Annotated in this window: 17 protein-coding genes; 7 read left to right on the top strand and 10 right to left on the bottom strand. The window is 71.0% G+C overall.

The annotated features are described in order from the left end of the window. Positions 1–52: 52 nt before the first annotated feature. Complete coding sequence (locus PV363_RS07550; protein ID WP_220341962.1) at positions 53–1,300, bottom strand: MFS transporter; 1,248 nt, start codon at positions 1,298–1,300, stop codon at positions 53–55. A gap of 257 nt (positions 1,301–1,557) precedes the next feature. Here PV363_RS07550 and PV363_RS07545 point away from each other — a divergent pair, with 257 nt between their 5' ends. The 3 genes from PV363_RS07545 to PV363_RS07535 all read left to right on the top strand — a co-directional run bounded on the left by PV363_RS07545 (position 1,558) and on the right by PV363_RS07535 (position 4,188). Continuing rightward, positions 1,558–2,229, top strand: coding sequence for a metal-dependent transcriptional regulator (locus tag PV363_RS07545; RefSeq protein WP_301022037.1), 672 nt, complete (start codon positions 1,558–1,560; stop codon positions 2,227–2,229). Between the two features lie 99 nt (positions 2,230–2,328). Continuing rightward, positions 2,329–3,084, top strand: a complete 756-nt coding sequence (aqpZ, locus tag PV363_RS07540; protein WP_220341963.1) for an aquaporin Z — start codon at positions 2,329–2,331, stop codon at positions 3,082–3,084. A gap of 114 nt (positions 3,085–3,198) precedes the next feature. Then, positions 3,199–4,188, top strand: a complete 990-nt coding sequence (locus PV363_RS07535; protein ID WP_220341964.1) for a malate dehydrogenase — start codon at positions 3,199–3,201, stop codon at positions 4,186–4,188. A gap of 71 nt (positions 4,189–4,259) precedes the next feature. On the opposite strand, the gene PV363_RS07530 is transcribed toward PV363_RS07535, so the two are convergent. From PV363_RS07530 to PV363_RS07505, 6 genes are all read right to left on the bottom strand, one after another. After that, positions 4,260–4,658 carry a phage holin family protein gene (locus PV363_RS07530; protein WP_220341965.1) on the bottom strand — a complete coding sequence of 133 codons (399 nt, stop codon included), beginning with the start codon at positions 4,656–4,658 and terminating at the stop codon, positions 4,260–4,262. A gap of 44 nt (positions 4,659–4,702) precedes the next feature. After that, the gene (locus PV363_RS07525; protein WP_220341966.1) at positions 4,703–4,987 is read right to left on the bottom strand and encodes a DUF3017 domain-containing protein; all 285 of its coding nucleotides are present in this window, start codon (positions 4,985–4,987) and stop codon (positions 4,703–4,705) included. Beyond that, entirely contained in the window at positions 4,984–5,844 is an 861-nt protein-coding gene (locus PV363_RS07520; protein WP_301022036.1) for a bifunctional methylenetetrahydrofolate dehydrogenase/methenyltetrahydrofolate cyclohydrolase, read from the bottom strand. Before PV363_RS07520 ends, PV363_RS07525 begins: the two co-directional genes overlap by 4 nt. Positions 5,845–5,938: 94 nt before the next feature. Next, on the bottom strand, positions 5,939–7,525 hold the full coding sequence (gene purH / locus PV363_RS07515) for a bifunctional phosphoribosylaminoimidazolecarboxamide formyltransferase/IMP cyclohydrolase (RefSeq protein ID WP_301022035.1): 1,587 nt from the start codon (positions 7,523–7,525) through the stop codon (positions 5,939–5,941). Then, a complete protein-coding gene (purN, locus tag PV363_RS07510; RefSeq protein ID WP_220345279.1) occupies positions 7,522–8,109 on the bottom strand; it encodes a phosphoribosylglycinamide formyltransferase in 588 nt (195 codons plus the stop codon). The genes purH and purN overlap by 4 nt, the downstream gene beginning before the upstream one ends. A gap of 19 nt (positions 8,110–8,128) precedes the next feature. Then, on the bottom strand, positions 8,129–9,382 hold the full coding sequence (locus PV363_RS07505; protein ID WP_220341970.1) for a DUF6350 family protein: 1,254 nt from the start codon (positions 9,380–9,382) through the stop codon (positions 8,129–8,131). 114 nt (positions 9,383–9,496) lie between these two features. Between PV363_RS07505 and PV363_RS07500 the strand changes: the two genes are divergently transcribed. After that, the gene (locus tag PV363_RS07500; RefSeq protein ID WP_220364973.1) at positions 9,497–11,368 is read left to right on the top strand and encodes a sensor domain-containing protein; all 1,872 of its coding nucleotides are present in this window, start codon (positions 9,497–9,499) and stop codon (positions 11,366–11,368) included. Positions 11,369–11,390: 22 nt separating this feature from the next. Here PV363_RS07500 and PV363_RS07495 read toward each other — a convergent pair whose 3' ends face one another. Then, positions 11,391–12,359 carry an NAD(P)/FAD-dependent oxidoreductase gene (locus PV363_RS07495; RefSeq protein ID WP_220364972.1) on the bottom strand — a complete coding sequence of 323 codons (969 nt, stop codon included), beginning with the start codon at positions 12,357–12,359 and terminating at the stop codon, positions 11,391–11,393. Between the two features lie 78 nt (positions 12,360–12,437). Here PV363_RS07495 and PV363_RS07490 point away from each other — a divergent pair, with 78 nt between their 5' ends. Continuing rightward, positions 12,438–12,854: a MerR family transcriptional regulator gene (locus PV363_RS07490; protein WP_301022034.1), complete on the top strand. Its 417-nt coding sequence runs from the start codon at positions 12,438–12,440 to the stop codon at positions 12,852–12,854. A gap of 82 nt (positions 12,855–12,936) precedes the next feature. Here PV363_RS07490 and sucD read toward each other — a convergent pair whose 3' ends face one another. Then, positions 12,937–13,830 (bottom strand): succinate--CoA ligase subunit alpha, encoded by an 894-nt coding sequence (gene sucD / locus PV363_RS07485; protein WP_220341974.1) that lies wholly within the window; start codon positions 13,828–13,830, stop codon positions 12,937–12,939. A gap of 14 nt (positions 13,831–13,844) precedes the next feature. After that, a complete protein-coding gene (gene sucC, locus PV363_RS07480) occupies positions 13,845–15,008 on the bottom strand; it encodes an ADP-forming succinate--CoA ligase subunit beta (RefSeq protein ID WP_220341975.1) in 1,164 nt (387 codons plus the stop codon). Positions 15,009–15,114: 106 nt separating this feature from the next. Here sucC and PV363_RS07475 point away from each other — a divergent pair, with 106 nt between their 5' ends. Together PV363_RS07475 and PV363_RS07470 are read left to right on the top strand one after the other, a co-directional pair. After that, positions 15,115–16,008 (top strand): alpha/beta fold hydrolase, encoded by an 894-nt coding sequence (locus tag PV363_RS07475; protein ID WP_220345285.1) that lies wholly within the window; start codon positions 15,115–15,117, stop codon positions 16,006–16,008. Positions 16,009–16,176: 168 nt separating this feature from the next. Further along, positions 16,177–17,511 (top strand): peptidoglycan DD-metalloendopeptidase family protein, encoded by a 1,335-nt coding sequence (locus tag PV363_RS07470; RefSeq protein WP_301022033.1) that lies wholly within the window; start codon positions 16,177–16,179, stop codon positions 17,509–17,511. Positions 17,512–17,524 lie beyond the last annotated feature (13 nt).

Below are 17,524 nucleotides of genomic sequence, written 5' to 3'. Positions count from 1 at the left end.
CCACTCTCGCGGGGGCCCGACGCCGAGGCAGCGCGGGTACGGCGGCGCCGGCTCAGTGCGAGAGCGACAGGGAGAGCCGCTCGCCGCGATACAGCCAGGCCGAGGCGACCAGGATGATCAGTCCGGCGAGCGAGAGACCCACGCCGACCCACGCGGTGGCGAGGTATCCCAGGCCGGCCGCGATCGCCGCGCCACCGAGCCAGGCGCCGAGCGCGTTCGCGGCATTGAGCGCTGAGTGGTTGAGCGCGGCGCCGAGCATCTTGGCGCTGCCCGAGACCTCCATCAGGCGCATCTGCAGCAGCAGACCGAGTGCTGCGGCGGCCGTGGACAGGAGGAAGACGCCTCCGAGCAGGAGGATCCCGTGCTGCGCGGTGTAGGCGAACAGCGCCAGCAGCAACGCCATCGCCACGAGCGTCGCGCACAGCCACGCGAACAACGCGTGGTCGGCGAGGCGGCCACCGATCTCGGTGCCCAGGATCGACCCGATGCCGTAGACGAGGAGCACCCACGGCACGAACCCCGCACTGAGGCGGGTGACGTCGGTCGTGATGGGGGCGATGTAGCTGTAGACGGCGAAGAGGCCGCCGAAGCCGACGGCTCCGACCCCGGCGGTCAGGAGCACCTGAGGCTGCCTCAGCGCCCGCAGCTCGCGGCGCACCGTCGCGGAGGTGTCACGCTGCTGCTGCGGGACGAAGGCCCCGATGAAGCCCATCGTGACCACGGCGAGGCCGACGACCACCCAGTAGGCCGAGCGCCACCCGAGCAGCTGTCCCAGGAACGTGCTCGCCGGGACGCCGATCAGGTTCGCCGCCGCGAGTCCCATCATCACCGACGCGACCGCACGGCCGCGCCGCTGCGGCGAGACCATCGAGGCGGCGATCAGCGAGGCCACTCCGAAGTAGGCGCCGTGCGGGAGGCCGGCGAGGAACCGTGCGGCGAGCAGGGTCTCGTACGACGGCGCGATCGCGGTCAGCAGGTTGCCGAGCGCGAGGGCGGCCACGAGCCCGATCGCGAGTGCCTGCTTGGGCAGCCGCGCGGTCATGGAGACGATGACCGGGGCACCGACGACCACGCCCACCGCGTACGCGGAGATGACGTGACCGGCGCTGGGGATGGACACCCCCATCCCGGAGGCGATCTCGGGCAGCAGACCCATCGTGACGTACTCGGTGGTCCCGATGGCGAAGCCGCCCAGCGCCAGCGCGAGCAGGGCGAGGAGCAGGCGGGGACGACGATCGCGCCGCTCACGCAGGACGCGCGGCGTGCGGGTACGACCAGGTGGGGAGGCGGTGAGCTGCATCCCTTCCAGAATAAGTTCGGGGAGAAAACAATTCCCGAGGTCAGGGCGTGAGGTCGCTCACTCGCTCGCGGGAGGGCTCAGAAGTCCCAGGCCGACAGCACCGCGACCACCACGACGAAGGCCGCCACGAAGGCGGTCGTCCGCAGGAGGCCGGCGATGCCGCGCCGCACGGTTTCCGGTGCCATCACCACAGCATACGGCAGATCGAAGGATAAAGTTCGGATCACCGAAATCTTCTCGCCGCTACGCTGAGGCGCGTGATCGTGACCGCCCTCTCCACCGCCCACCAGGACTATCTGAAGACCATCTGGGCGATGACGGAGTGGGATGCCGAGCCGGTGACGTCCAAGGCGCTCGGCGCCAAGCTGGGCCAGCCGCCGTCGACCGTCTCGGAGACCGTGCGCCGTCTCACCGAGCGCGGACTCCTGCGCCACGCGCCGTACGGGACGATCGAGCTCAGCGAGGCCGGTCGTGCCGCGGCCGTGCAGATGGTGCGTCGCCACCGCCTCCTCGAGACCTTCCTCGTCGACTACCTCGACTACGCGTGGGACGAGGTCCACGACGAGGCGGAGATCCTCGAGCACGCCGTGTCGGACGCCTTCGTCGAACGCCTCGACGACAGGCTCGGCCGGCCCGTCCGGGACCCGCACGGTGACCCGATCCCCTCACGTGACGGGTCCGTCCCCGGACTGGGTGCCGTACGCCTGAGCGAGAGGCACGATCCGGCGACGTTCGTCGTCGCCCGCGTCTCCGACGCAGATCCCGACCTCCTGCGCCACCTCACCGGGCTCGGCGTCGTGCTCGACAGTCCCCTGGTGCTCGTGGAGCGGCGAGACTTCGCGGGGACGCTCGCTGTCGAGATCGGCGGCATCGCCACCGAGCTGGGACTGCGCGCCGCCGAGGCGATCTGGGTGCTGCCGGCCGACTGACGACCGGCGTGCCACGACCCGGGGTGCACACCGGGCGCAGGGCGAGCACAATGCGAGACGGGACTGTCAGGGGGACGTCCCGCCCACGAGGGGGGATCCATGACGCCCGATCTACGTGCTCGTCTCGGAGCCGAGGTGCTCGGCTCGTTCTGGTTGGTGCTCGGCGGTTGTGGCGCCGCCGTCCTCGGAGCGGTCTTCGTGACACCCGAGGTCGGCAACCTGGGCATCGGACACCTCGGCGTCGCGTTCGCGTTCGGCCTGACCGTCCTGACGGGCGCGTACGCCGTCGGCCACATCTCGGGGGCCCACTTCAATCCCGCGGTCACCGTCGGCCTCGCCGTGGCACGGCGCTTCCCGTGGCGTGACGTGGGTCCATACGCCGCCGCGCAGATCGTCGGCGCGTCGATCGCTGGAGCCGTCCTGCTCGCCATCGCCCGTGGGGTGGAGGGCTTCTCCGCGGTCGACAGCGGCTTCGCGACCAACGGGTACGGCGACAGGTCGCCCGGCGGGTACGCCCTGTGGTCCTGCCTGGTGTGCGAGATCGTGATGACGGCGATGTTCGTCTACATCATCCTCGGCGTGACCTCGAAGCGTGCCCCCGTCGGGTTCGCGCCGCTGGCGATCGGCCTCGGCCTGACGCTGATCCACCTGATCTCCATCCCGGTCACGAACACCTCGGTCAACCCGGCCAGGTCGCTCGGCGTGGCGTGGTTCGCCGGGGCGGACGCCCTGGCGCAGGTGTGGCTGTTCATCCTCGCGCCGTTGATCGGCGCGGCCATCGCCGGAGCCACGTTCGTCTTCATCACCGGCGTCGACCGGTCCGACGTCGACGTGGTCGGAGACTCCGACTCCTGACCTCTCTCCGCACAGCGAGCCGGGCCCGCACCCCTGACAGCAGGGAAGGGCCCCGCCTTGCTAGCGTCAGGAGCACGTACGTGCCTGTACGCCCCGCCCTTGCAAGGAGATGTCGTGAGCGCAACACCCGTGAAGGTCGCCGTCACCGGCGCCGCCGGTCAGATCGGCTACAGCCTGCTCTTCCGGATCGCCGCCGGCGATCTGCTCGGCCCGGACACCCCGGTCCAGCTTCGTCTGCTCGAGATCACGCCCGCTCTCAAGGCGCTGGAGGGCGTCGTGATGGAGCTCGACGACTGCGCGTTCCCGCTGCTCGACTCCGTCGAGATCGGCGACGACGCCAACACGATCTTCGACGGCGCGAACCTCGCCCTCCTCGTCGGCGCCCGTCCGCGGGCCAAGGGCATGGAGCGGGGCGACCTCCTCGAGGCCAACGGCGCGATCTTCACCGCGCAGGGCAAGGCGCTCAACGACCACGCCGCCGACGACATCCGGATCGGCGTGACCGGCAACCCGGCCAACACCAACGCGCTCATCGCCAAGACCAACGCGCCGGACATCCCCGCCGAGCGCTTCTCTGCGCTCACCCGCCTGGACCACAACCGCGCGATCTCGCAGCTCGCCGCGAAGACCGGCGCGAAGGTCACCGACATCTCCAAGATGACGATCTGGGGCAACCACTCGGCCACCCAGTACCCAGACCTCTTCCACGCCCAGATCGCCGGCAAGAACGCCGCCGAGGTCGTCGGCGACCAGGCGTGGATCGAGAACGACTTCATCCCGACCGTCGCCAAGCGCGGCGCTGCGATCATCGAGGCCCGCGGTGCGTCCTCGGCGGCGTCGGCGGCGTCGGCGACGATCGACGCGGCGCGCGACTGGCTGCAGGGCTCGGCCGAGGGCGACTGGGTCTCGATGGCCGTCTCGTCCGACGGCTCCTACGGTGTCCCCGAGGGTCTCATCTCGTCGTTCCCCGTCGTGACTCGCAACGGTGACTGGGAGATCGTCCAGGGCCTCGACATCGACGACTTCTCGCGGGCCAAGATCGACGCCTCGGTCGCCGAGCTCGCCGAGGAGCGCGAGGCCGTCACCAAGCTCGGCCTCATCTGAGCGCAGGCACGATCTGCGAAAGCCCCGACCTCCGGCCCGTACGGGCTGGGGTCGGGGCTTTCGTCGTCCCGTCAGCGCGGTCTGCCGGCGGCCCTGTCGTCGCGGCGGCGCTTGAGGAAGATCATCGGCAGGAAGAATGCGGCGAGCGCCGTCACCAGCCACACGATCAGTGCCGCAAGAACCCAGGTCGTGACCCCGGAGATCGACAGTCCGTCGGTCGCCACCCGGGCGATGATCAGCGCGACCAGGGTCGAGACCAGCCCGATGCCGCCGAGGAAGGCCGGCGCGTTGCGCGCCGCGACCGTCGTGACGAACGGCGACAAGATCACCTGAGCGAGGGTGAACACCACGACCGCCGTCGCGAATCCGCTCGCCTCGACGTCCATCTCGGGCAGCGCCCAGGTCGCGACGAGGATGCCGACCGCGCTCGACCCCAGCGCGATGGCGGCGTTGATGAGCAGCCGGATCATGGCCGCAGCCTAGCGGCGACCGACCTCGCGTCGAGGTTTCGTGCTCAGGAGCCGATCCCGGGGGGTACGACGAAGGCGAGCGTGACGAGCCCGGATCCCAGGAACAGCATCCACGCGGTGTCGAAGACCCGGCCCCGCACCCGAAGGAGCCCGGTGCGGGGCTCGGGGAGGACGGCGCGCACGGCGCCACCGAGGACGAGCGCGCCGCCGAGCAGGATGATGCCCTGCCGCCACGCTCCGAAGGCCACGAGAGCCAGACCCACGACGACGGCCACGACCAGCGCGGCGTACATCTGCGTGCCCGCTGTGAGACCCTCCCGTCGGCTCATGCCACGCCGGCTGCGCGTTCGGAGGCCTCCACCACGTTCTGGAGGAGCATCGCCCGGGTCATCGGTCCGACACCTCCGGGGTTGGGCGAGACCCATCCGGCCACCTCGGCGACGCCCGCGTCGACGTCACCAGCGATCTTGCCCTCCGCGTCACGGCTCACGCCGACGTCCAGCACCGCCGCCCCCGGCTTGACCATGTCGGCGGTGATGATCGACGGCACACCCGCCGCCGCGACGACGATGTCGGCGCGCCGCACCTCGGCGGCGAGGTCGCGGGTGCCGGTGTGGCACAACGTGACGGTGGCGTTCTCGGAGCGTCGCGTCAGCAGGAGCCCGAGCGGGCGTCCGACGGTGACGCCGCGTCCGACCACGACGACGTGGGCGCCGGCGATCTCGACGCCACCCCAGCGCAGGAGCTCCACGATCCCGCGTGGCGTGCAGGGGAGCGGGGCGGGCTCGTTGAGCACCAGCCACCCGAGGTTGGTCGGCTGGAGCCCGTCGGCGTCCTTCGCCGGATCGATCCGTCCGATGACGGCGTTCTCGTCGATGCCCTTGGGCAGCGGGAGCTGCACGATGTATCCCGTGCACGCGGGGTCGGCGTTGAGCGTGTCGACCGCGGCGAGCACCTCGGCCTGCGTGGCGGTCGCGGGCAGGTCGACCCGGATGGACTCGATGCCCACCTGCAGGGAGTCCCGGTGCTTGCCGGCGACGTAGATCTGGCTGCCGGGGTCGTCTCCGACCAGCAGCGTGCCCAGCCCCGGTCGTACACCGCGCTTCGCGAGGGCGGTGACCCGCTCGGTGAGGTCGGCCTTGATCGCCGAGGCCGCTGCTTTGCCGTCGAGAATCTGTGCGCTCACCCGAGAAGTCTCGCATGCAAGACTTCGTGCGGGCCCCCTCGCCTCGGAACCCTCGGAGTCGGGCCGTACGCGCTCTGACGCACGGCCCGACGCGTCAGTGGACGAAGTGACGCGACCCGGTGACGTACATGGTGACCCGGGCGGCGTTCGCCGCCGCGACCACCTCCTCGTCACGGACCGAGCCGCCTGGCTGCACCACCGCACGGACCCCGCCGTCGATGAGGACCTGCAGCCCGTCCGCGAACGGGAAGAACGCGTCCGAGGCAGCGACCGCGCCGCTCGCCCGCTGCTCACCGGCGCGCTCGACGGCGAGCCTGCAGGAGTCGACACGGTTCACCTGGCCCATCCCGACGCCGACGGCCGCGCGGTCCTTCGCGAGCAGGATGGCGTTGGACTTCACCGTGCGGCACGCCTTCCACGCGAACGCCAGGTCGGCGAGCGTCGCGTCGTCGGCGGGCTCACCCGCGACGAGGGTCCAGGCCGCCGGGTCGTCGCCGGGTGCGTCGACGTGGTCGCGGGCCTGCATCAGCGCACCGCCCGAGATCAGACGCAGCTCGATCCGCTGAGCGTGCTCGTCCAGCGGGGCGACCAGGATGCGGATGTTCTTCTTGCGGGTCAGCACCTCGACCGCGCGCGGCTCGAACTCGGGCGCCACGATGACCTCGGTGAACACCTCGGCGACCTTCTCGGCCATCTCGACCGTCACCGGCCGGTTCGCCGCGATCACGCCCCCGTACGCGGACAGGGGGTCGGTCGCGTGGGCCTTCGTGTACGCGTCGAGCACGTCGTCGCCGACCGCGATGCCACACGGGTTGGCGTGCTTGATGATCGCGACCGCGGGCTCGTCGAAGTCGTTCGCGGCCCTGCGCGCCGCATCGGCGTCGACGTAGTTGTTGTAGGACATCTCCTTGCCGTGGAGCTGGGTCGCGTTCGCGATCCCCGGCCGCTCACCGTGATAGAGCGCCGCAGCCTGGTGCGGGTTCTCGCCGTAGCGCAGCACCGTCGAGAGCCCCCAGTCGCCACCGATCCACGCCGGGAACTGCTGCTCGGGCTGCGGCGCGTAGACGTTCTCGAACCACGACGCGACCGCGATGTCGTACGACGCGGTGTGGGTGAACGCCTCGGCGGCCAGCCGCGCGCGCTGGGCCAGCGTGAACCCCCCGCCGCGGACGGCGTCGAGCAGGGCGTCGTAGCGTCGCGGATCGACCACGACGGCGACCGACGGGTGGTTCTTGGCCGCCGCGCGGACCATCGACGGGCCGCCGATGTCGATCTGCTCCACCACGTCGTCAGGCGCGGCGCCCGAGGCCACCGTCTGCCGGAAGGGGTAGAGGTTGCTGACCACCAGGTCGAACGGCTCGATCTCGAGGTCGGTGAGCTGCTCGACGTGGCTGTCGAGCCGGAGGTCGGCGAGGATTCCCGCGTGGAGGCGCGGGTGCAGCGTCTTGACCCGGCCGTCGAGGGTCTCGGGGAAGCCGGTCACCTCTTCGACCCGCCTCACCGGCACGCCTGCCTCGGCGATGCGCTCGGCCGTCGACCCGGTCGAGACGATCTCGACCCCCTCGGCATGGAGGCTGCTGGCGAGCGCCTCGAGCCCCGTCTTGTCATAGACCGAGATCAGGGCCCGCTTGATCGCGCGCCTGCCGTCGTCCTGACGTGCGCCGTACGCGTCATCGCTCATCCGATGGTGACCTTTCTTCCGGCGATGGTCCAGCCTCCGCGGACCATCGCTCCGACGGCGTCGACGAGCTGACGACGCTCTGCTTCCTTGATCCGCTCGGTGAGCGTGTCTTCGGTGTCCTCGTCGAGGACCGGGACGGCGACCTGGGCGATGATCGGCCCGGTGTCGACGCCGTCGTCGACGAAGAACAGGGTGGCGCCCGCGACCTTGACCCCGTACGCGAGGGCGTCGCGCGGTCCGTGGATCCCCACGAAGCTCGGCAGCAGCGAGTTGTGGGTGTTGACGTAGCGATCGGCGAAGGCGGCGAGGAACTGCGCGCCCACCAGCTTGAGGAAGCCCGCCGACACGACGAGGTCAGGCTCGTACGAAGCCACGCTCGCGGTCAGGGCGGCGTCCCAGGCAGCCCGTTCCTCGTGGTCGCGGAGCCGGTGGACGAACGTGGCCGCACCGGCACGCTCCGCGCGGGCGAGCCCTTCGATCCCGTCGCGGTCGGCGCCCACCGCGACGACCTCGGCACCGTAGGCCGGGTCGCGGGATGCGTCGATCAGGGCCTGCAGGTTGCTGCCGGACCCGGAGACCAGCACGACGAGCCGTGCCGGACGGTCAGTCGACGGGGGTGGAGTCCGGCGTGTCTGGGACCGCGGAGGCGGCGTCGTCTGCTCCACGGCGCCCACGATAGTGCGCCGCGGCCGCGCCGACCGCGCCACCCACGGCGAGGACGACGATCGACAGCGGCACCGCGAGGCCGACGTCGGGACCGGTGTGGCCCAGCCGTCCTGGTCCGATGGCGCCGCCGGACAGGAGCAGGCCGACCGCGACGGCCGAGCCGGCGAGCGCACCCGACCCGGCACCCGCGGTGAGGACTGTACGAAGGGTGCCTACCCTCGCCCCGTCCGGTCGCGGGGCCACGGTGGAGTATCCGGCGACCGCACCGGCCAGCAGGGGCACCACGGCGAGGACCACCAGCCATGCCGGACGCGGACCGACCGGCGGCAGCGCAGCCAGGACCGGCAGGGCGGGAACGGCTCCCAGACCGCTGGAGGTGAGCGTCACCGAGGTGCCCGTACCCACGGCGTACCCGGGGCCGAGGAGGGCAGCAGCGTTCCACAGGACGAGGTTGGGCAGGACGAGCACACACACGAGGAGCAGCCCCACGCCGCCGAGGACACCAGGGTTCAAGCCGCTCCAGAGTGCGCCCGCGGCATCGAGGCGCACCACGAGGCCGCCGATGACGAGCAGCGCCGCCACGGCGAGCACCACGGCCGCGCCGAGCATCGCGCCCCGCAGCGCAGCCCGCCCGAGCACGGGCAGCGCCAGGTACTGGCGACGGGCGACTCCCGTCCCCTGGGCGCACCCGGTCGTCCCGCACAGCGCGCCCAGGAGGAAGCCCGCGAACGCGGCCCGCAGCGGCTCGACCTGCACCGCCGCCAAGGCCGACCACCACGCCACGAGGACGAGCACCACCGCGTACGCCGTCCCGCACGCCAGGCCGGCGATCACCGCCTCCCGCACCGAGGACGACACCCCGTACGCGGCGGCGAGCCGCGACACCGCGCCGTGCAGGAGCACCACGACGAGGGCGAGGAGGCCCAGAGGGATCGCGTTGATCACCGTGCTCCCGACCGCGACGCCCGTCCCGTGGGCGGCGAGCCAGCCGATCGCGCCGCCGCGCAGCGCTCCTCCGGCCGTCCCTCCCTCGCCGGAGAGCCAGACCACGACGGTCAGGCCACCGCAGAGCAGGAGGCCGATGGCGGCGGCGAGGAGGGCGCCGGTCGCGCCGGCCGCCCAACCAGGCCGCCCGACGCTGACGAGGCGTCCACGAACAGGGCCCGGTGCTGATCTCAAGGTCTCGGTCATCATCACCATCGTCCCTGTAGCCTGGGTCGCCGGGACGGAGGCACGCCGGACGCGCTGCCAGGGGGACCGCCCAAAAGACCGAGCACCTCACCCCGACGTTGGGAGATCCGAGTCATGCCGAAGGTGGAAGAGTTCGACACCTTCTACGACTCCACCAGCCGCTACGTGACCCACCTCACGTACGCCGAGAGCGGTGACCGCACGCTCACCGAAGAGGCGGTCGCCGAGGCGTACGGGAAGGCGTGGCAGAGCTGGGGCAAGCAGCGGACCCGCGACCCTCTCGCGTTCGTGCGCGGCGAGGCGTTCCGCCACGCACGCGTGGCCCGCGGCACCCGGCCGTGGCGCCGCCGGAACGAGGACGACAGCGACGTCGCCCTGATCGAGGCGCTGCAGGGACTCGGCAACCGCACCCGTCGGCTCATCATCCTCCAGACCCTGGGCGAGCTCGACCTGTCCTCCGCTGCTCGCGACCTCGCGATGACCGACACTGACGCCGTCACCGAGACCCAGCAGGCGGTCACCGAGCTCGAGCAGGCCCTGGGCCAGAGCATCGGGCAGGTCGAGAGCCGCCTCCTCGGACTGTCGGAGATCTCCGAGCGCATCCCCCTCCAACGCCCCGCCAGCATCCGCGGCAAGGCGCGCAAGCGCAGCCGCCGCCGCACCCTCGGCTCCGTCGCGGCGGCGACCGCGGCGGTGGTGGCCGCCGGGTTCGCCGTCGCACCGACCGCTCCGCTGAGCCCCGCCCACGCGCAGGAGCGCAACCGCGTCGGCGAGCGCATGGTCGAGCCAGCGCGACCCGGTGACGCGGTCACCGCGCGCTCGCTGCTCAACGCGATCGAGGTCGGCCGGATCAACCCCAAGCGCGACTGGACCACGGTCACGACGGTCGCGGACGAGTCGGTGGTGGACGACGAGGGTGAAGCCTCGGCAGAGCCCGCCGGCGAGGACGTCCGTGACACGAGTGACGACCCGCTGACCTCCTGCGCCCCGCGACGCTTCGCCACCGACCGGCCCGCCAAGACCTATCTCCGTGAGTTCGAGGCGTACGGCCAGCCGGAGCAGGCGGTGCACGTCCTCGAGGTCGCGCGCGACACCCAAGGTGCGGAGCAGGCGTTCAAGCGTCGGCTCCAGTGGTACGCCGACTGCGCGGTGCCGCGGGTCCAGATCACCTCCAGCAGCGCGACCGTGGCCGGGGCGGCGTCGCCGGTGACGATCCTGCGGCTCCAGGAGCTCACGTCTCCCACCAGGACGCTCACCATCGGTCTGATGCAGACCGGCGTCGTCAACACGATGCTGATGCACCGCGCCGACGGCTCGGCCGCCCCGTCGATGGCGGCGTTCGGCCAGACGCTCGTCGAGGGCATGCGGCTCGCGTGCGCCGCGTCGGGCGGTCCCTGCACGACGTCGACGAAGGTCGTCGGGGCACCGCTCCCCCGGACGTCGTCCAACCCCGGCTTCCTCGCCGCCGTCGACCTGCCTCCGGTGGGTGCCCAGTCGCAGCCGTGGGCGGGCACCGAGCCCAAGGCACCCAGCGACAACCCCGCCGCCACCATGTGCGACCGCGCCAACTTCCTCTCGCGCGGCGTCGTCAAGGCGCGTGGTCGGATGTACGTCGTCCCGAACGACAAGGCTGCGCCGCGAACCTTCGGTATCGGCCAGTCGATCGCCACCTTCCGGACGCCGGCTCGAGCACGCGCCTTCGTCAAGAGCCTCGAGAAGCGCATCGCGAAGTGCGAGGACCGCAACCAGGCGGCCACGATCTCCGCCGGCAAGCCGATCCGTGGCGCCGGCTACACCGGCAAGACCTGGCGGATGTCGTTCGAGACCGGCCGCAAGTCGGTGATCAGCTATCGCCTCGCGCTCGTCGTCCGGGGCGCCACGGTCACCGAGGTCGCGCAGTCGGGCAACAAGCGGGCCGACCTGAGCGCCGGGCAGTTCTCCCAGATTGCCGATCGCGCCGGCCAGCGCCTCGCCCACTGGCGCTGACCGGCGTCGAGCCGCGTCCCCGCTAGGCCATGGCGGGCACGGGGTCGGCGATGGCCGCGTCCACGAGATCCTGGTCGACAGCCGTGGCGGCCAGCAGTCCCGCCGAGATGGCCGTGACGACCGAGGCCAGCGGCATCGGCAACGAGGCGAGGTGCGCGAGGTCACCGGCGGCATAGATCCCGTCGCGACTCGTGCGACCCAGCTCGTCGGTCCGGATGCAGCCCGACGGCAGCATGTCCAGGCCCAGCTGCTCGGCGAACGGCGCGGCCTGGGCGAAGGAACCCGTGGTGACGAACATCCCGCCGATTTCCTCGGCCGGCCCGTCGGCGAACGACACCACCGCCCCGTCGCCGCGACGCTGGACGCCGGAGATCGGCTCCTCCCGCACGTGCACCCCGTTCCTCGCGAGGAGCTCACGGGTCTCCCCCTCGAGGTCCTCGCCGTCGGCGAGCACCGTGATGCGGTCGGCGATCCGCGCGAGCAGCATGCTCACACGGCCTGCGTGGGGACCGCTTCCGAGGATGGCGACGTGGCGCCCCTTGAGCTCGTACCCGTGGCAGTAGGGGCACTGGGCGACGATGTCGCCCCACAGCTCCGCCAGCCCTGGGGTGTCGGGCAGCGTGTCACGCAGCCCGGTGGCGAGGATGACGTTCTTCGCGCGCACGCGCAGCGAACCACCGTCGGGCGCCGCACCCACGCGAACGCTAAAGACATCTCCCTCGGGGACGACTTCCGTCACCTTCGCCTCGCACGTCTCCACCGTGTCGTACGCGGCGAGCTCCGCGCGAGCCGCCGTACGGAAGTCCTCGGGCGAGGTCCCGTCGCGGGTGACGGCGTTGTGCATGTGCCGCGCCGAGGCGTTGCGGTACTCGCTGGAGTCGAACGCGACCACGTCACGCCGCATCCTGCCCAACGTCAACGCGGCCTGGAGTCCTGCCGGGCCTCCGCCGATCACGACGGCGTCGTAGGTCTTGTCCGGTGCGATGGTCATGGTGTCCTCTCATGCTCTGGGTTGATTGAGGTACCCAGCATGTGACTTCATGTCAACATGAAGTCAACCTCCGACGAAGTGACATGGTCCGTGGGCGACCTGGCGGCCAGGTTCGACCTCCCGACGAACGTCCTCCGGCACTGGGAGTCGGTCGGCCTGCTCGCGCCAGGCCGAGACGCGGGCGGCAGACGCCGTTATGACGACAGCGACGTCGTCCGTGTCGCCGTCATCCTCCGCAGCAAGGCCGCGGGCATGTCCCTCGACCAGATCCGAGTACTCCTGGACGCGCAGTGGGCCGGACGGCACAGCGTCCTCGAGGCGCACATCGCCGACCTGGACCGGCGGATGGCCGAGATGGTCCGGTCCCGCGAGATGACCGCCCACGCGCTGGAGTGCCGGGCGCACGACATCACCTCGTGCCCGAACTTCCGGTCCACCCTCGACGACGTCCTCCAGGGCGGCGAGTGGAACGCCGAGGGCCCGGACCACACGTGATGCCGTACGCAGAGGCGCCCCCCCCCGGCACCCGGTCGGGGCGCCACGTACCTGCCGCGCGGGCGCGGCCGTCGGGCCTGCGTCAGAGAGCCTTGAGGATCTCGCGCATGAGCTCGGCGGTCTCGGACGGCGTCTTGCCGACCTTGACACCGGCGGCCTCGAGGGCCTCCTTCTTGGCCTCGGCGGTGCCCGAGGAGCCCGAGACGATGGCGCCGGCGTGGCCCATCGTCTTGCCCTCCGGGGCAGTGAAGCCTGCCACGTAGCCGACGACCGGCTTGGTGACGTGCTCCTTGATGTACGCCGCGGCCCGCTCCTCGGCGTCGCCACCGATCTCGCCGATCATCACGATCGCCAGGGTCTCGGGGTCGTTCTCGAACGCCTCGAGCGCGTCGATGTGCGTCGTCCCGACGATCGGGTCGCCGCCGATGCCGATGGCGGTCGAGAAGCCGTGGTCCGACAGCTCGTACATCATCTGGTACGTCAGCGTGCCCGACTTCGACACGAGGCCGACCGGGCCCTTGCCCGCGATCGTGTGCGGAGTGATGCCGGCCAGCGACTCGCCCGGCGTGATGATGCCCGGGCAGTTCGGCCCGATCATCCGAGTCTGCTTGCCCTCGAGGTACGACCAGACCTCGGCCGTGTCCTGGACCGGCACACCCTCGGTGATGACGACCAGCAGACCGATGCCCGCGTCGATCGCCTCGACGCAGGCGTCCTTGGTGAAGGCCGGCGGCACGAACACGACCGACACGTCGGCGCCGGTCTCGGCCATCGCCTCCTTGACGGTCCCGAAGACGGGCAGCTCGACCTCAGCGCCGCCCTTCTTGTGGGTCACCGTGGTGCCCGCCTTGCGGGCGTTCACACCTCCGACGATGTTCGACCCGGCGTCGATCATCAGCGCGGTGTGCTTGGCACCCATCCCGCCGGTGATGCCCTGGACGATGATCTTGGAGTCTTTGTTCAGGTAGATCGACATGTCCTCGACCCCTCTCAGGCGTTCGCCAGCTCGGCGGCCTTGTCGGCCGCGCCGTCCATGGTGTCGACCAGGGTGACCAGCGGGTGGTTGCGCTGGTCGAGGATCTGCCGACCGAGCTCGACGTTGTTGCCGTCGAGGCGGACGACGAGCGGCTTGGTCGCCGCGTCGCCGAGCAGATCGAGTGCACCCACGATGCCGTTGGCGACCTCGTCACAGGCGGTGATGCCGCCGAAGACGTTGACGAACACCGACCGGACGTCGGGGTCGCCGAGGATCACGTCGAGACCGTTCGCCATCACCTCGGCGTTCGCGCCGCCGCCGATGTCGAGGAAGTTCGCGGGCTTCACGCCGCCGTGCTTCTCACCGGCGTACGCGACGACGTCCAGGGTCGACATGACCAGGCCCGCACCGTTGCCGATGATCCCCACCTGGCCGTCGAGCTTGACGTAGTTGAGGTTGAGTGCCTTGGCCTTCGCCTCGAGCGGGTTCTCCGCGCTCTTGTCGACGAAGGTCTCGTGATCGGGGTGGCGGAAGTCGGCGTTGTCGTCGAGCGAGACCTTGCCGTCGAGCGCCTCGAGCTTGTCGCCGGCCAGACGCGCGAGCGGGTTGACCTCGACCAGCGTGGCGTCCTCCTCGACGAAGACCTTCCACAGCGCCTCGATCAGCGTCACGGCCTGCTCGAAGATCGGCTCGGGGAAGGCTGCCTCGGTCGCGATCGCGCGGGCCGTCGCCTCGTCGACGCCGGTGCCCGGGTCGATCGGGATCTGCTTGACGGCGTCGGGGTTGGTCTTCGCGACCTCTTCGATCTCGACACCACCCTCGACCGACGCGATGCAGAGGTACTGCCGGTTGGCGCGGTCGAGCAGGAAGGAGAAGTAGTACTCGTCCTCGATGCTGGCGGCGGGCGCGACCAGGACACGGTTGACCGTCAGGCCCTTGATCTCCATGCCGAGGATGTCGCTGGCGCGGTCGAAGGCCTCCTGCGGCGTCTTGGCGAGCTTGACGCCGCCGGCCTTTCCGCGGCCACCGGCCTTGACCTGGGCCTTGACGACGACTGCGCCACCCAGGTCTTCGGCGCCCTTGCGCGCCTCTTCAGGGGTGTTCGCCACGACGCCGAGCGTCACGGGAACCCCATGCTTGGCGAAGAGCTCCTTCGCTTGGTACTCCATCAGATCCACGGTGATGCCGTCCTTTTGGTACAGGTGCGCTGCCGTACAACCTTCGCGACTTTAGCCCCGTGAGCCTCGTCACAACCGGACGGGGTGCGCGGACTAGGATCCGCGCATGGCAGGTGACAGCGCTCCTCTCAGTGTGCCTTCTGCAGGCGTGACGCTCGCCGTGCACCGGTCGGGCACCCGTACGGGACCCACCGTCGTCCTCTTGCACGGCTACCCCGACGACCACCACGTCTGGGACCGGGTGGTTCCCCTGCTCGACGATCACGACGTCGTGACCTACGACTCCCGCGGCGCCGGCGAGTCCTCGGCACCGAGCGCCCGAGCGGGTTATCGGGTGGAGCGGCTGGTCGACGACCTCGTCGCCGTCCTCGACGCCGTCCGCCCCGACGGCGGCGCCGTCCATCTCGTCGGTCACGACTGGGGCTCGGTGCAGCTGTGGGCCGCGGTGTTCGCCGCGGGCGACGACCCCCGACTTCACGGACGGATCGCGTCGTTCGTGTCCATCAGCGGGCCGGACCTGCGGCTGTACGGCGCGTACCTCCGTACCTCCGCGCGCGAACACCGCTGGCGGCGCCTCGCGGGACAGCTCGCGAAGTCCTCCTACATCCTCGCGTTCCAGGTGCCCGTCATCCCCGAGCTCGTCGTACGCGCGGCACCAGATCGAGTGCGACAGGCACTGGCGCGCTCGCAAGGGCTCGAGGAGGACCACTGGCCGGACTCGTTCGGGACGACGGCGGCCAACGGGCTCAACCTCTATCGCGCCAACGCCTTCCGGTCGGCGTCGTCACCGCTCCCCGAGCCGACGGACATCCCGGTGACGCTGGTGATCCCGGTTGAGGACGACTTCCTCTCGCCGTCCTTGTACGACGGGCTGTCGCACTACGTACGGCACCTGTCCCGGCACGAGGTCAGCGCCGGTCACTGGGTGCCCTGGACCCGGCCGGAGGCGGTCGCCTCCACGGTGCGGGAGACGGTGTCGGCGGCGCCCGGCACGAACTGAGATCGAGGTCATAGACGGGCCGTCCCTCCCCCGCCACGACAGGGATCCAGAGGCTGACCTTGACCAGTCGCCCAAGATGCAGGACAGTGGTCCGGTTGTCACTCTTCGGTAACGGGGGCGCTTCCGTTAGGGTCAACATCCAGGCAGTCCACAGTGGAGGTTGAGTACGTGACGTCGCGCCCCGCGCCCAAGCGCCGCGCCGAGAAGCCCAAGAGGGGCATCTCGCGACCGTCAGACTCCACCACCCCCAACGCCTCCGCCGCCACGAGCGGACGCAGGGTCGCAGGCCGTACGGCCTCCCCCGCCGGCGAGGCGACGCGATCTCCCCAGATCCACCCGACGCCGCTTCCCGCGTCGGCCGTCGAGACCACGCTCATCCGGACCGAGATCACCGCGGTCCGCACCGAGGTTGCCCCCCAGGCCGAGGTCAGCCGCCCGCAGCCTGCGCTTCCTCAGCTCCCGAGCGCGATCGACTCCTCTGCCGGCTCGTCCGCGACGCCCCCCGCGCGTGACCAACCTTCCGCACCGGGCCGCCGGGCCCGGCGTTCCGAGCCCGAGGTCGCGCAGAGCGCCCCGCGTGAGAGCGCCCCGCGTGAGAGCGCCCCGACCGGCTCCACTACTGCGTCGTCCTACCGCGGCAAGCGCGCCGCAGAGCTCCCCCCGATCCCGGCCGAGTCCACGGCCACGATCGATGCGGTCTCCGAGCACACCACGATCACCGAGCGACGCTCCGGCGAGATGCGCACCGCTCGCCGTGCCACTCCTCCTGGCTCCCGCTCCGCCCACACGCGCACCCGTCGCTTCCCCGGGCTCCCGACGCCGGCTGTGATCGGTGCCGCCGCCCTGGTGGTTGCCGGTTTCGGCGCGGTGGCCATGTCGTCGGCCAAGCCGCCGGTCATGGAGACCGCCGACTTCAAGGCGCTGTCCGCCGACGTCTCGGGTGGCGCGGCCGCCAAGCGGTACGACCCCAACAACGTCGACGTGACCCGTGACTTCGACCGGGCGTTGATCGCCAAGCAGGCGGAGCAGCAGGCCGCTCAGCGCAGCACCGCTCTCTCGCAGCTGGCCGACAAGACAGAGGCCCGCTCGCAGGAGATCAAGAAGAAGCAGTGGGTCCTCCCGCTGACGGGCTACCGCCTGACCGCACGCTTCGGCCAGTCCAGCTCGCTCTGGTCGACGACCCACACCGGGCTCGACTTCGCGGCCCCCTCAGGCACGCCGCTGGTCGCGATCGCCCGCGGCACGGTGACCAGCACCGGCTTCGACGGGGCGTACGGCAACAAGACCGTGCTGACCCTCGAGGACGGCACCCAGATCTGGTACTGCCACCAGTCGTCGGTCAAGGCCAGCGTGGGCGACTCGGTCGCGCCGGGCAACGTGATCGGCTATGTCGGCTCGACCGGCAACGTGACAGGCCCGCACCTCCACCTCGAGGTCCGGCCCACCCCGGACACGCCGGTCGACCCGATGACCGCCCTGCGCGAACACAACGTCTTCCCCTAACCCGTCGCGGGTC

Origin of the sequence: Mumia sp. (assembly GCF_028803055.1) — a bacterium.
Classification (GTDB): domain Bacteria; phylum Actinomycetota; class Actinomycetes; order Propionibacteriales; family Nocardioidaceae; genus Mumia.
Note: the sequence above shows the minus strand (reverse complement) of the source record. Positions and strands in the feature narration are given on the sequence as shown.

What these genes read in the sequence shown, in the direction of transcription:
- PV363_RS07550 (WP_220341962.1), bottom strand. Translation starts at nt 1,300, where the DNA reads ATGCAGCTCACCGCCTCCCCACCTGGTCGTACCCGCACGCCGCGCGTC.
- aqpZ (WP_220341963.1), top strand. Translation starts at nt 2,329, where the DNA reads ATGACGCCCGATCTACGTGCTCGTCTCGGAGCCGAGGTGCTCGGCTCG.
- PV363_RS07530 (WP_220341965.1), bottom strand. Translation starts at nt 4,658, where the DNA reads ATGATCCGGCTGCTCATCAACGCCGCCATCGCGCTGGGGTCGAGCGCG.
- PV363_RS07525 (WP_220341966.1), bottom strand. Translation starts at nt 4,987, where the DNA reads ATGAGCCGACGGGAGGGTCTCACAGCGGGCACGCAGATGTACGCCGCG.
- purH (WP_301022035.1), bottom strand. Translation starts at nt 7,525, where the DNA reads ATGAGCGATGACGCGTACGGCGCACGTCAGGACGACGGCAGGCGCGCG.
- PV363_RS07505 (WP_220341970.1), bottom strand. Translation starts at nt 9,382, where the DNA reads ATGACCGAGACCTTGAGATCAGCACCGGGCCCTGTTCGTGGACGCCTC.
- PV363_RS07500 (WP_220364973.1), top strand. Translation starts at nt 9,497, where the DNA reads ATGCCGAAGGTGGAAGAGTTCGACACCTTCTACGACTCCACCAGCCGC.
- PV363_RS07495 (WP_220364972.1), bottom strand. Translation starts at nt 12,359, where the DNA reads ATGACCATCGCACCGGACAAGACCTACGACGCCGTCGTGATCGGCGGA.
- sucD (WP_220341974.1), bottom strand. Translation starts at nt 13,830, where the DNA reads ATGTCGATCTACCTGAACAAAGACTCCAAGATCATCGTCCAGGGCATC.
- PV363_RS07475 (WP_220345285.1), top strand. Translation starts at nt 15,115, where the DNA reads ATGGCAGGTGACAGCGCTCCTCTCAGTGTGCCTTCTGCAGGCGTGACG.